The organism is Enterococcus sp. AZ197, assembly GCF_050556405.1.
Taxonomy (GTDB): domain Bacteria; phylum Bacillota; class Bacilli; order Lactobacillales; family Enterococcaceae; genus Enterococcus; species Enterococcus faecalis.
The window spans coordinates 268,579-281,573 of the sequence record NZ_CP187873.1; the positions used below are offsets into that span (position 1 = coordinate 268,579).

Below are 12,995 nucleotides of genomic sequence, written 5' to 3' on the forward strand. Positions count from 1 at the left end.
CTTACTTATAGTGTATTACAAGTGAACAAAAAAAAGCTAGTATTGTTATTAACTTTTTTTCATTTGTTTATAATTTGTTCATTTTTCGGCAAGTAGGAGTTTATAAGGCTTTGCTATTCTAAATATATCAAAAAGAAAAAAGGGGATTACCAACCATGAAAAAGAAAAAAGTTTTTAGTGCGCTTACCTTATTAACCTTTAGTACGTTGTTGATTGCAGGCTGTGCTGGCGGAGCCAACTCTGCAACAGATAAATCAAGTGCAGCTAGCTCAAGCACTGCAGTCTCTAGTTCAGCAGAAGCAGCTAAAGAGCAATCAAAAGGACAAGAATTAACAGAAATTTTATCCAGTACTGATTGGCAAGGCACAAAAGTTTACGACAAAAATAATAATAATTTAACAGCAGAAAATGCTAATTTTATTGGTTTAGCAAAATATGATGGTGAAACAGGTTTTTATGAATTTTTCGACAAAGAAACAGGTGAAACCCGTGGCGATGAAGGCACATTCTTTGTGACAGACGATGGCGAAAAGCGTATCTTAATTTCGGATACACAAAACTATCAAGCGGTGGTCGATTTAACGGAAGTGACGAAAGATAAATTTACCTATAAGCGAATGGGTAAAGATAAAGACGGGAAAGATGTAGAAGTCTTTGTAGAACATATCCCTTATTCTGACGAGAAATTAACCTTTACGAACGGCCGTAAAGATTTAGAAACAGAAACTGGCAAGATTGTTACCAATGAACCTGGGGATGACATTTTAGGGGCCACATTATGGAATGGCACGAAAGTTTTAGATGAAGACGGTAACGATGTTACTGAAGCAAATAAAATGTTTATTAGTTTAGCGAAATTTGATAATAAAACAAGTAAATATGAATTCTTTGATTTAGAAACGGGTAAAACACGTGGAGATTTTGGTTACTTCCAAGTAATTGATAATAACAAAATCCGTGCTCACGTTTCAATTGGTGACAATAAATATGGAGCTGCATTAGAATTAACAGAATTAAATGATAAACGTTTTACGTATACACGAATGGGTAAAGACAACAATGGCAAAGAAATTAAAGTCTTTGTAGAACATGAACCATATGAAGGAGACTTTACGCCAGACTTCACGTTCTAATTAGTCAATCACGAGTGGATGAAGCGGTCAAAAGGAAGTAAAGGATTCTTTTGACCGCTTCATTTTTAACAAAAAAATAGTTTATAGTTGTTTTTAATCGTTTATAAATTGTTCATTTTTCTGACAGTGGTAGTTTAGAATCGTTTGTTAAGATAGGTTTATCAAAGAAAAGGAGCGATGCTTTATGAAAAAGAAAGTATTAAGTTCGATTACTTTAGTAACATTAAGTACGTTACTTATAGCAGGTTATGCAAGTCCAGCATTTGCAGATCATGCAGCCAATCCAAATAGTGCTACAGCAAATTTAGGCAAACATCAAAACAATGGCCAAACAAGAGGCGACAAGGCGACTAAGATTTTATCTGGCACGGACTGGCAAGGAACCCGTGTTTATGATGCTGCTGGTAATGATTTAACGGCAGAAAATGCTAATTTTATTGGTTTAGCAAAATATGATGGTGAAACCGGTTTTTACGAGTTTTTCGACAAAAATACTGGGGAAACCCGTGGTGACGAAGGAACATTTTTTGTGACAGGTGATGGCACAAAACGAATTTTAATTTCGCGGACACAAAATTATCAAGCCGTAGTGGATTTAACCGAAGTGAGTAAAGACAAATTTACTTACAAGCGTTTAGGGAAAGATAAACTGGGGAATGATGTTGAAGTTTACGTGGAACACATCCCTTATCATGGGAAAAAATTAGCTTTTACAAATGGACGTGAAGCATTAACCAATCAAACTGGCAAAATTGTGACAAATAAATCAGGGGATAAAATTTTAGGAACAACCTTGTGGAATGGCACAAAAGTCGTAGATAAAAACGGTAATGATGTGACAGCGGCCAATCAAAATTTCATTAGTTTAGCGAAATTTGATCCAAACACAAGTAAATATGAATTTTTCAATTTACAAACAGGTGAAACCCGCGGCGACTTTGGGTACTTCCAAGTGGTGGACAATAACAAGATTCGGGCCCATGTATCTATTGGTACGAATCGTTACGGCGCGGCGCTAGAATTAACGGAACTAAACAATGATCGATTTACGTATACTCGAATGGGTAAAGATAATGCTGGTAATGATATTCAAGTGTTCGTGGAACATGAACCTTACCAAGGCACATATCATCCAGCCTTTACTTTCTAAAAGTCTCTTGTCTTCTCTCTTATTTAACAAAAGAACGTCCCCCAACGTTCTTTTGTTTTCTCTTCCTCTATAAATAAATTGTTATTAGTTATAATTAAATATTATTATTAAGATAATTATAATGATTATTATTTAATAATTTGTTCATATTATGGACAGGTGGAGTTAATAACTACTTGCTATCCTTAAATTATCAAAAGGAAAGGGAGTAGTCGTTTATGAAGAAAAAAATCGTTGGTACAATTACGTTGTTGGCTTTAAGTGCGTTATTAGTTGGTGGAGCAGGAGGGGCTTTGACGGCAGAAGCATACGTTCCTCAAAGCGTAGACAATCCCAATAATTTAGGGGATTTACCTGAGTATTTACGTTCAGTTGGTATTAGACAAGATGAAGGATTATCAGAAAAAGATTGGGCTGGAACACGCGTTTATGATCGAAATGGGAATGACTTAACAGATGAAAATCAAAACCTATTACATGCAATCAAATTTGATGCAACCACTAGTTTCTATGAATTTTTTGATAAAGAGACTGGAGAATCAACAGGAGATGAAGGAACCTTCTTTATGACCGCTGGTATTACAGATGTTTCCCGTCTTGTAATTATTTCTGAAACCAAAAATTATCAAGGTGTATACCCACTTAGAACTTTATACCAAGATACTTTTACGTATAGACAGATGGGGAAAGATAAAAACGGAAATGATATTGAAGTTTTCGTAGAAAACAAAGCAACCTCAGGACCAGTTTATGGTCGTCCGCAGCCATACCCCAATAATCGTCCCAGAACACTAGAATTCACGAATGGACGCCGTGCCATGACAGAACAAACAGGCCAGATTGATGTAAATCGACAAGGGGATGAAATTATTGGTAAAACTTCCTTTGATGGGACACCGCAACTTCTTTGGAATGGCACAAAAGTAGTGGATAAAGATGGCAATGACGTAACTTCGGCCAACCAAAACTTTATCAGCTTAGCGAAATTTGACCAAGATAGCAGCAAATATGAATTTTTCAATTTACAAACTGGTGAAACTCGTGGCGACTATGGCTACTTTAAAGTAGGAAATCAAAATAAATTCCGTGCCCATGTTTCCATTGGAACCAATCGCTATGGCGCTGTCTTAGAGTTAACAGAATTGAATGATAATCGTTTTACGTACACACGAATGGGTAAAGATAACGAAGGAAACGATATCCAAGTCTATGTGGAACATGAACCATACCAAGGAACTTTTAATCCTGAATTTACCTTTTAAGAACAAAACATACGAATGGAAACCAAAAAAAGTTTCGACTTCTTTTGGTTTCTCTCTTTTTAAAATAGAAAAACAGAGAAAGCGTTTTAATCGACAAATAAAAAAAGATTCGTTAGATTAGAACCACTGGAGAAAAATCTCATATTTCTCTCGAGGAAAGGAAGTTGAGCACAATGAACAAAAAAATTTTAATGGGGCTATTAAGTGTCGTGACCATTCCATTACTTGCTGCGTGTCAAGGAGGAGAAACACCTTCCGCAGCGTCAAAAAATAGTCAAACGGTGACTACTCAAAGTAGTGCAAAAACTGAAAGCACCAGTACAACCCGTTCGGTAGCTCAAACAACATCAAAAGAGGAAGTGAAAGAACCGATGAAGACCTATGAAGTGGGTGCGCTTTTAGAAGCAGCCAATCAACGAGATACGAAGAAGGTCAAGGAAATTTTACAAGATACTACTTATCAAGTGGATGAAGTCGACACAGAAGGCAACACACCGCTCAATATCGCTGTTCACAATAATGACATTGAGATTGCAAAAGCGTTGATTGATCGGGGTGCCGATATTAATCTGCAAAACAGCATTAGTGATAGTCCCTATCTTTATGCGGGAGCGCAAGGACGTACGGAGATTTTAGCGTATATGTTAAAACATGCGACCCCAGATTTAAATAAGCATAACCGTTACGGTGGCAATGCGTTAATTCCGGCAGCTGAAAAAGGACATATTGACAATGTGAAGCTCTTGTTAGAAGATGGACGAGAAGACATAGATTTCCAAAATGACTTTGGCTATACAGCATTGATTGAGGCAGTGGGGTTACGTGAAGGGAACCAACTTTACCAAGATATTGTAAAATTGTTAATGGAAAATGGTGCGGATCAATCCATTAAAGACAATTCTGGTCGAACAGCAATGGACTATGCCAATCAAAAAGGTTATACGGAAATTAGTAAAATTTTAGCACAGTACAACTAAGTATTGTGTCCTTTCGGGAAGGAATAAATACAGGTAGGAGTGAAGGAAAGCATGAATTATTGGTTAAAAAATGTTCGAATTGAAACAGGGTATCAAAAAGAAGGTGACTGGTTATCTGGGACAGTAACCAAAGAAGTGGCAATTGAAATAACAGATGGAGTATTTACGAAAATCATCCCCAATGAAGAATTGGTAGAAGAACCTGGGTTGACAATTATTGATGGTCACCATCAATTGATTTTACCAGGTTTGATTGAAAAACATTGTCACTTTGATAAAAGTAAACTAGGCGTTCCGTGGTATCCAGTGACGCCAGCGAAGTCAATTGTGGAACGTGTCGAAGCAGAAATTCCTTATTTAGATAGTTTAGAACTTTCTTTAACAGAACGCGCAAATCATTTAATTGACTTAGAATTACCACATGGCGCGACAGCTTTCAGAACACATGTCGACGTGGAACCGATGACAGACTTACGTTATTTTGATGAAGTCCAAGCGTTGGCCCAAACGAAACCATTTGCGGTAGAAATTGTCGTCTTTCCACAGCACGGCTTACTGCGTTCAGATTCCGTTGAATTAGTTGATCAAGCATTGGCAAAAGGCGCCGATTTTATTGGTGGCGTGGATCCTTATTCACTAGATGGTGATTACAAAAAATCATTGGCTGAAACATTCCGCTTAGCAGATAAACATGGTGTCGGTGTGGATATTCATTTACATGACCGTCACGAAGCTGGGACAACAACGATTAAAGAAATTATCCGTTTAACGAAAGAATATGGCCTACAAGACAAAGTATTTATCAGCCATGCCTTCGGGTTAAATGATTTCATTGGTGAAGAACGTGCCGAAGTTTATGATGCTTTAGCAGCAGAAAAAATTCATATTAATTCCAGCGTGCCAATCACACCTAATACGATTCCGCCAATTATGGAATTGTTACGTCATGGAGTCAATGTCCATCTTGGTTGTGACAATATCTACGATTGCTGGTCTCCCTATGGTGATGGTTCATTACAAGAAAAATTGGCTCGTTTAGGTGAACTTTTTAACGTGAAAGATCAAGATGCTTTAACCCAATTATTAGGCTTAGTGACAGATGGTGTCACAACTTTAGACGAACAAGGGCAAGTAAATTGGCCGCAAGTTGGTGCTGAAGCAACTTACTTACTCACTGAAGCAGAATGTGCGGCGGCTTTTGTCGCTCGTCAGACACCGGTGGAAATCAGTGTGGTAAAAGGAACCACACTTTATCAAAAATAACAAAAAGAAGCGAGATTTCTCGCTTCTTTTTTTGTTATTAAATTTATTTGGATTAGACGCTTAATTTTACAATTGAAAACGACATCCATCTTATATTTCATTGATGAAATTAGTGAGAAGAAGTATGATTTAATTTAGCTCTGATTACTTTTGATACATCGTTTTTCAACTGATCAAAATCTGATCTATAAGTAGCAATAAAAACCAATAAATCAACGCCTTCTTGCGTATCTAATTGGAAATCATAACCGTTTAATTGTAAAAATAAGTCGGTTGCCATTACAGCTGTCCGTTTATTTGCATTGTAAAAACAATGCTTTGTTGCAATGTTAATCATTAAAATAGCTGCTTTTTCTTCAATTGTTGGGTACAGGTCAACGTCAAAGACGAATTGTGCTGGTTGGTTGCTAGCCATTTCTAATGCATTACGATCTTTGATGCCAATTTGTTCTGCGGGAGAATACGTTTGGATCAAGAAAGTATTCATTTGAAATAGATCATCCGCTGATAAATAATAAATACTTTTCATTTAGTAACCAATTCTTTGTACAGCTCATTATGTTTTTGTTTTGAGTTCTCCATCATTTGTTGTAATTTTTTTTGATGTTCTGACATATTTTTTTTAACAATAATATCTTTTAATTTTTCTTCGTCTACATAAACGGTGTCTGTCGCAGTCGCACCAATGCTTTCTAGAAACTCTTTTGACAATGTCATAACAACAGAATTCCCAACTTTTCTAAGTTTTCTTTCTTTGATTTCCACTAGTAACCCACCTTTCGTATACATTGTATATACAGTATATCATGGATCGTAAAAAAGTTTCTATCACAAGTCTAATACTTTAATAAAATTTCTTGATTGCTTATCGTTCCTTCAGCCAGCTATCCAATTGCTCAAATAAAGTGATGACCGAAGGATCTTTGGTTTGTTTTAAAAAATCATGTTCTAAATAGTAAATCGCTTTAAAGGTACTCTCAGGAATGGTCCGTCCGATTTTTTTGCTATAGCGGAACGGCACTTCTTCGTCTGAACTGCTAGCTGTACTGAAACAAGGTGGAAAAGTTTTTAATGTTTCGTCTGACAGTGCGTAAGCAGACCAGTCCCCATTTTCTGGTAATCCGTAAAAGTGCGGCAATAGCGCTTGCTGAATACTGTAATGATACAGCAGATAGCGAGAAAGAAAAGGATCATCCCAAACAGGCTTTGTTTGGTCGATGGTAGCTATTTCTTTAGCGGAAATGGCTTGCTTTAATAATTTTCGTGGCTCTTTAATAAATTCTAAATCTGTATAGCCGTAAAAATTGACTAAAAATTGTGGCGTCAAATTTAGTGTTTGTAATTGTTTGGTTAACTGTAACATTAAATAACCGCCAGCGGAACGCCCGCACAAACCAAAGGGCTGGTTTTGAATAATCTCTTCGTTTAGCAATTGGAAGGTTTCTGTTAGCGTCCCTAAGATGTGATCGATTTTTGTATTTGGAGCCAACAAATAGTCCAGTGCTAAAACGGTATAGCCATTGCTTGTAAACAGCTCCTTCAGTTCTTCTGGTAAATCACTTTTGGTTCCATAAATCATCCCGCCACCGTGTAAATAGACGACATAGTTCGTTGGTTCAGTCGTAGTGGGGTAGATAGTAACTGTTGCGCCATTAGCGAGTGTTTGATTGTTTTTCAAGTGCACGTCTCCTCATCTTTATAATGTATGTGGCAATTTCATAATTTAACAATTGCAAGGGATTGGCTAAGTCAATATCAAGAAGTTGTTCCACTTTGTTTAAACGATAACGAATCGTTTTTGAATGAAGGAACATCGCTTCAGAGGTCTGTTTATAGTTGCGATTATTTTGGAAAAAACTGTACAAAGTTTCAAATAAATCGTAGTTGTTTTCGGCTAATTGATAAAGTGCGCGAGGAATTAATTCGTCTAAATTTTCCAATTGGTCTTCGCGGATAAAATTTTTAAATACCCCAATATCGGCTAAGGTGACAATTGGTCCGTTATAAAAAGTTTCATTAAAGCGCAGAATGTCCAGACATTCAATCAGTAGCTCTTTAATCCCTTCTCGTGATTTTAAACTGCTGACGGCAACGGTAAGCGTGTCGTTTTCTTCTAAAAGTTCAGCTAATAAACGACTTAATTGCAGCTTTGTAATTTTTCCATCACTTTCATTGAAGTTAAAAAGGACCGCCGAATAATTTAGCTGATCAAAGAAGATGGATTTCACACGCAGGGTACGAAGTAAGGCAATAATTCGTTCTTTCATGAGTTGTGTATTGGTGTCTTTGGTAGAAAAAGCAATCGCTTGGTAAGAATCTAGCTCTTGCATTTGCACTTCACGAAGCAAACTGTTTAGCTCGTCAGGATTTTGCGGTGTATTTTGTAAAATAGCATCTGCTAAGTTGTTCAAACGAGTATACCGTTCTTTTTTTAACAAATTTTCGGTATTGAATTTTTCTTGTAAGACATCAATCGCATTTTCGATAATCACTAAATCCGTTTCTTTAACCTTTTCATCTTGTAAATAAACCAGAAGTAAACAATTAGTGGAATAACTATTGAAAATAGAAACTTCTAGTGCCAACTGTTTTTTGGGGTTGGCATGAGAATAAAGTGTTAAAAGAGAGTAATCATTTTTAGTGAACTCACTGTTTTTTAGTTTTTCTCTTGAGAGCACAATCGCATCATGGGGTAAGTCGCCATCGCTAATTTCCAGATGTTTATCCAACATTTTTAAAGCGAAGGGTAATTTAATGATGTCATAAAATTCTTGCATAATCGTCTCAACCGTTGGGTAGTGGCGCTCTAATTTGGTGAAACGTTGGCGCACATCGTAATACGTACGTAAGACATGCGACTGATAATTCAACAAAGGCTCGTAAATCGTAAACAGAATTTTTTCATAGCTAATGTCTTGTGTGATTTTAATTAAAGGAATTTCATAATTGAAACATAATTCGATAAACCACTCTGGAATCATTTTAATGAATCGATCTGTTTTCAAAATTAAGCCGCTGATGCCAATTCGGCGCATCTTTACGAAAAAATTTTCCAACTCTTTTTCTGGTAAATCATGCAATGCGTAGAAAGAAGTCAAAATTAACTGATTCTTTCTACTCCAGTTCTCGATATCAATCGCTTCTAAGACCATTGCCGAATCAACTTCATTGTCTAAACCAATCTCTTTCGTCAAAATTTTACCTTTTTTTAAGTCACCTATCGATAATAACTCTCTTAATTTCATCATTTTCTCCTTTTTTCCTCTTATGGATAAAAATTATACCATTTTTTTAGAATTATGTCCGATGAAAACACTTTCTCGTTTCGATACAATAGCATTGTAAGGAATAGATAGGAGGATGAACAATGTTACACACAGTAATTTTGAAAAACAATTACCAAGACTCCATCAACTTAATGTTATTGACCAATAAAATCAATGCATTAGATGGTGTAACCATGAGTCAAATCATGATGGGAACAGATGCCAACAAAGACATCCTTAACAACACGAACTTGTTAACGAATGAGGCCAATAGTGCATCTGCAAACGACATGATGATTGTGGTTGACAGTGAAAAAGAAAACATCATGGAAGAAGTTATGCCAGCGATTGATGAATTCTTAGATGATTTATCAGCAAAGGGAACTAGTGAAGAAGCACAAGCAGCGACTTCTTGGTCAGAAGCGTTTGATCTTTTACCAGAGGCGAATGTAGCGCTATTCAGTATTCCTGGTGAATATGGTGCGCCAGAAATGGAACGTGCCTTAAAAAATGATTTACACGTGTTCTCTTTCACGGATAATGTGTCAATTGAAGATGAAGTACGTTTGAAAAAATTAGCGCATGAAAAAGGCTTACTAATGATGGGGCCTGACTGTGGAACTGGTATTATCTCAAGTATTCCAATCGCCTTTACAAATGTTGTTTCTCCAGGAAACATTGGCGTTGTTGGTGCTTCAGGAACAGGGATTCAAGAAGTTACAACGATTATTGACCGCTTAGGTGGCGGAGTTGTTCACGCCATTGGAACTGGTGGTCGTGACTTAAGCGACAAAGTAGGCGCTATCACAGTGAAAGATGCTATTGTGGCTTTAGAAAATCACGAACCAACCGATGTGATTACAGTTATTTCTAAACCACCTGCAAAAGAAGTTCGTGATGAAGTGGTTGAATTATTACAAAGCATTTCAAAACCAGTCGTTGCGATTTTCTTAGGAGAAAAACCAACAAGTCACGAAGGCAAAGTTTATCTAGCTCATACATTAGAAGAAACAGCTAAAATTGCTGTTGATTTAGCAAATGATGTGGCCGTGAAGAAAAATTACTTTGAAGCATTAGCAAAACCAGCTGTACCAACATTACCAGAAGATAAAGTTGTAAAAGGCTTATATTCAGGTGGTACATTAGCTTCTGAAGCAGGTATGTTAATTTCTGAAGCTTTAGACCTTGGCGGTTTAGTGAAAGCAGAAGGTTATGTCTTGAAATCTCACGGTTATGAAGTCATTGACTTAGGCGATGATATGTATACACAAGGTCGTCCGCACCCAATGATTGACCCAGATGTTCGTATCGAAAAAATTCGTGAATACGCACAAGATGAAAAAACGGGGATTATCTTATTCGATGTGGTGTTAGGCTACGGTGCTCATGAAGACATGGTTGGTGCATTGTTACCAGCAATTGAAGAAGCGCGTGCCACAGCCAAAGAAGCCGGACGTGATCTTTACTTTGTTGCAACTGTTTGTGGGACGACGAAAGATCCGCAAAATTACCAATCGTCGGTTGATCGTTTGAAAGAAGGCGGCGTTTTAGTTGCAGAAAGCAATGCTAAAGCTGTTCAATTAGCTTTATTACTAAAAGGAATCGAAATTTCAGAAGACGATAAAGAAGTGGTTGCTTACAACGGACCAACTGTCGATGTACCAAAACCAGGCGAAAAAGTAATGGAACTATTAACAACCAAACCAAGAATCATTAACGTTGGGTTGCAAAGCTTTACAGAATCAATCGTTGATTACGGTGGCGAAACTGTTCAATTTAACTGGCGTCCACGTGCTAACGGCAATAAAAAAATGATTAAAATTTTGGATGCTTTGGAAGATTACAGTGAACAAATCGAAGCTGAAAATCACAAAGTAACAGACAAAATTAAAAATGCACAACCATTCTTAGTAGATGTGGTACCTGCAAAATCAGTGATTCCAGAATTAAATGATGACGCACAAAAAACATTACTTCATGCTGGACCACCAATCCAATGGTCTGAAATGACTGGACCAATGAAAGGTGCTTGTATCGGTGCAGCATTATTCGAACGTTGGGCAGACAACGAAGAAGATGCTTTGAAGATTTTTGAAGCTGGCGAAGTACGTTTCATTCCTTGTCACCATGTAAAAGCAGTTGGACCAATGGGCGGTATTACTTCTGGTAATATGCCAGTCTTTGTTGTAGAAAATCGCTTAGAAGGTAACGAAGCATACTGTATCTTGAATGAAGGTATCGGTAAAGTATTGCGTTTTGGTGCTTATTCACAAGAAGTGGTTGATCGTTTAGATTGGATTAAAGATGTTTTAGGACCAACTATTGCGAAAGCCTTGAAACTTTCTGAAGAAGGCTTGAACTTAAACGTATTGATTGCGCGCTCTATTACAATGGGTGACGAGTTCCACCAAAGAAATATTGCCGCATCTTTGAACTTCTTAAAAGAATTGTCTCCATTAATTATCAAAACAGATATTCCAGAAGATCAAAAATACGAAGTAATCAAATTCTTAGCTGACACAGATCAATTCTTCTTAAATGTCATGATGGCAACTGGAAAAGCAATTGTTGATGGTGCCCGTAAAGATACCAACGGAACGATTGTCACAACGATGACTCGTAACGGCGTGAACTTTGGGGTCCGGATTGCAGAAACAGGCGATCAATGGCATACCGCACCAGTAAATACACCAAAAGGTCTTTACTTCACTGGTTTCAGCGAAGAAGACGGAAATCCTGATGTCGGGGATAGTGCAATTACTGAAACAGTAGGCGTTGGAGCAATGGCTATGGTAGCTGCACCTGGCGTAACACGGTTTGTTGGTGCAGGTGGCTTTGAAGATGCGTTAGCAACCTCAAATGAAATGGCAAAAATCTGTGAAGGACACAACCCAACATTCTCAATTCCAACTTGGGATTTCCAAGGAACTTGTTTAGGAATTGATATCCGTAAAGTGGTGGAATTAGGAATTACACCAATCATCAATACAGGGATTGCACACAAAAATGCCGGTGTTGGTCAAATTGGTGCAGGGACAGTTAGAGCACCTCTAGGCTGTTTTGAAAAAGCCCTAGAAGCGTATGCTGAGAAACTAGGCATTACGGTTGAATAACCAACTAGTCATTAGTGACTACATTTTTCCTATCCACCAATATGGCAAGATGGGAACCATTCACAGTGTTTTTGAACGTTCATTTAATCTGAAAGTCCAGGATCAATTAATCAATGTTGCAAACTTCCATAATTATTTATCAAGCTTTGGTATGTTTTTGCCAGATCAATTGTTTCAAGAAATCTTTCCGTATGTACAACAAGGTAATAAAGTCAAAATCACAGAAAATCAGTTGACCTTTTACAGTACAGTCGGCGTGAAAACGATCCAACTCACACCTGCCGAGGTCGTTTCTTTAAACATTACTCATTTCAAGTTAGAAAAAGACCAATTACGCTTGTTGCGAGACCGCTTATTAGCGAGAAACTTAGAACGTAGAATTGGCCTGCCTTTAGACGAACGAGCGAAGCATATTTTCAAAAAAATGAGCCAAAAACAAAAAGTTTGGACACTATCGGAATGGCAAGAAGTAACGAATTATCTGATTGGTCGGGGCAAAGGGTTAACCCCGAGTGGTGATGACATTTTAGTGGCGTATCAAACAATTCTGTTCATACTTGCTGATGAAAGAGCTGCGGCGTTAGCCGCTACTCTTTCGGCAGCAAATTTATCCACAACAGATGTTAGTAAAGGCTATATTGCAAGCTCGGCTAAAGGATATGTAAATTCATTGTTGTATCAGTTACTCTTGGATTTGGAGAACCATCGGGATAATAGAGTTGACGAAAATATTGACAGAATTATACAAATCGGACATTCCTCTGGTAAAGATATGTCATTTGGAATGTTACTAGCTTTACAATCTGTAGAGTTAGATGAGAAGTGAGGAGA

At 37.4% G+C, this 12,995-nt stretch carries 11 protein-coding genes; 7 read left to right on the forward strand and 4 right to left on the reverse strand.

What is annotated here, in order from left to right:
* Positions 1–155: 155 nt before the first annotated feature.
* The 5 genes from IGK82_RS01385 (at position 156) to IGK82_RS01405 (ending at position 5,785) form a co-directional block, all read left to right on the forward strand.
* Positions 156–1,133, forward strand: a complete 978-nt coding sequence (locus IGK82_RS01385; protein WP_002379047.1) for a DUF4822 domain-containing protein — start codon at positions 156–158, stop codon at positions 1,131–1,133.
* A 184-nt stretch (positions 1,134–1,317) separates the two neighbouring features.
* Complete coding sequence (locus IGK82_RS01390) at positions 1,318–2,283, forward strand: DUF4822 domain-containing protein (RefSeq protein ID WP_002387659.1); 966 nt, start codon at positions 1,318–1,320, stop codon at positions 2,281–2,283.
* A gap of 218 nt (positions 2,284–2,501) precedes the next feature.
* On the forward strand, positions 2,502–3,545 hold the full coding sequence (locus tag IGK82_RS01395) for a DUF4822 domain-containing protein (protein ID WP_002387660.1): 1,044 nt from the start codon (positions 2,502–2,504) through the stop codon (positions 3,543–3,545).
* A 173-nt stretch (positions 3,546–3,718) separates the two neighbouring features.
* Positions 3,719–4,522: an ankyrin repeat domain-containing protein gene (locus IGK82_RS01400; protein WP_002379049.1), complete on the forward strand. Its 804-nt coding sequence runs from the start codon at positions 3,719–3,721 to the stop codon at positions 4,520–4,522.
* Positions 4,523–4,573: 51 nt separating this feature from the next.
* Positions 4,574–5,785, forward strand: coding sequence for an amidohydrolase family protein (locus IGK82_RS01405; protein WP_002405271.1), 1,212 nt, complete (start codon positions 4,574–4,576; stop codon positions 5,783–5,785).
* A 109-nt stretch (positions 5,786–5,894) separates the two neighbouring features.
* Here IGK82_RS01405 and IGK82_RS01410 read toward each other — a convergent pair whose 3' ends face one another.
* The 4 genes from IGK82_RS01410 to IGK82_RS01425 all read right to left on the reverse strand — a co-directional run bounded on the left by IGK82_RS01410 (position 5,895) and on the right by IGK82_RS01425 (position 9,030).
* Positions 5,895–6,314: a type II toxin-antitoxin system death-on-curing family toxin gene (locus IGK82_RS01410; RefSeq protein WP_002355245.1), complete on the reverse strand. Its 420-nt coding sequence runs from the start codon at positions 6,312–6,314 to the stop codon at positions 5,895–5,897.
* On the reverse strand, positions 6,311–6,550 hold the full coding sequence (locus tag IGK82_RS01415) for an AbrB/MazE/SpoVT family DNA-binding domain-containing protein (RefSeq protein ID WP_002358371.1): 240 nt from the start codon (positions 6,548–6,550) through the stop codon (positions 6,311–6,313). Before IGK82_RS01415 ends, IGK82_RS01410 begins: the two co-directional genes overlap by 4 nt.
* A 100-nt stretch (positions 6,551–6,650) precedes the next feature.
* Positions 6,651–7,463: an alpha/beta hydrolase gene (locus IGK82_RS01420; protein WP_002393705.1), complete on the reverse strand. Its 813-nt coding sequence runs from the start codon at positions 7,461–7,463 to the stop codon at positions 6,651–6,653.
* The gene (locus IGK82_RS01425) at positions 7,438–9,030 is read right to left on the reverse strand and encodes a PucR family transcriptional regulator (RefSeq protein ID WP_002355248.1); all 1,593 of its coding nucleotides are present in this window, start codon (positions 9,028–9,030) and stop codon (positions 7,438–7,440) included. The genes IGK82_RS01420 and IGK82_RS01425 overlap by 26 nt, the downstream gene beginning before the upstream one ends.
* A gap of 122 nt (positions 9,031–9,152) precedes the next feature.
* Here IGK82_RS01425 and fdrA point away from each other — a divergent pair, with 122 nt between their 5' ends.
* Positions 9,153–12,164: a DUF1116 domain-containing protein gene (gene fdrA, locus IGK82_RS01430; protein WP_010821356.1), complete on the forward strand. Its 3,012-nt coding sequence runs from the start codon at positions 9,153–9,155 to the stop codon at positions 12,162–12,164.
* Positions 12,157–12,990 (forward strand): DUF2877 domain-containing protein, encoded by an 834-nt coding sequence (locus IGK82_RS01435; RefSeq protein WP_002355250.1) that lies wholly within the window; start codon positions 12,157–12,159, stop codon positions 12,988–12,990. The genes fdrA and IGK82_RS01435 overlap by 8 nt, the downstream gene beginning before the upstream one ends.
* The last annotated feature ends 5 nt before the right edge of the window (positions 12,991–12,995 follow it).

Coding starts and splice junctions, on each gene's coding strand:
- IGK82_RS01410 (WP_002355245.1), bottom strand. CDS start 6,314: ATGAAAAGTATTTATTATTTATCAGCGGATGATCTATTTCAAATGAAT.
- fdrA (WP_010821356.1), top strand. CDS start 9,153: ATGTTACACACAGTAATTTTGAAAAACAATTACCAAGACTCCATCAAC.
- IGK82_RS01425 (WP_002355248.1), bottom strand. CDS start 9,030: ATGAAATTAAGAGAGTTATTATCGATAGGTGACTTAAAAAAAGGTAAA.
- IGK82_RS01390 (WP_002387659.1), top strand. CDS start 1,318: ATGAAAAAGAAAGTATTAAGTTCGATTACTTTAGTAACATTAAGTACG.
- IGK82_RS01405 (WP_002405271.1), top strand. CDS start 4,574: ATGAATTATTGGTTAAAAAATGTTCGAATTGAAACAGGGTATCAAAAA.
- IGK82_RS01400 (WP_002379049.1), top strand. CDS start 3,719: ATGAACAAAAAAATTTTAATGGGGCTATTAAGTGTCGTGACCATTCCA.
- IGK82_RS01385 (WP_002379047.1), top strand. CDS start 156: ATGAAAAAGAAAAAAGTTTTTAGTGCGCTTACCTTATTAACCTTTAGT.
- IGK82_RS01395 (WP_002387660.1), top strand. CDS start 2,502: ATGAAGAAAAAAATCGTTGGTACAATTACGTTGTTGGCTTTAAGTGCG.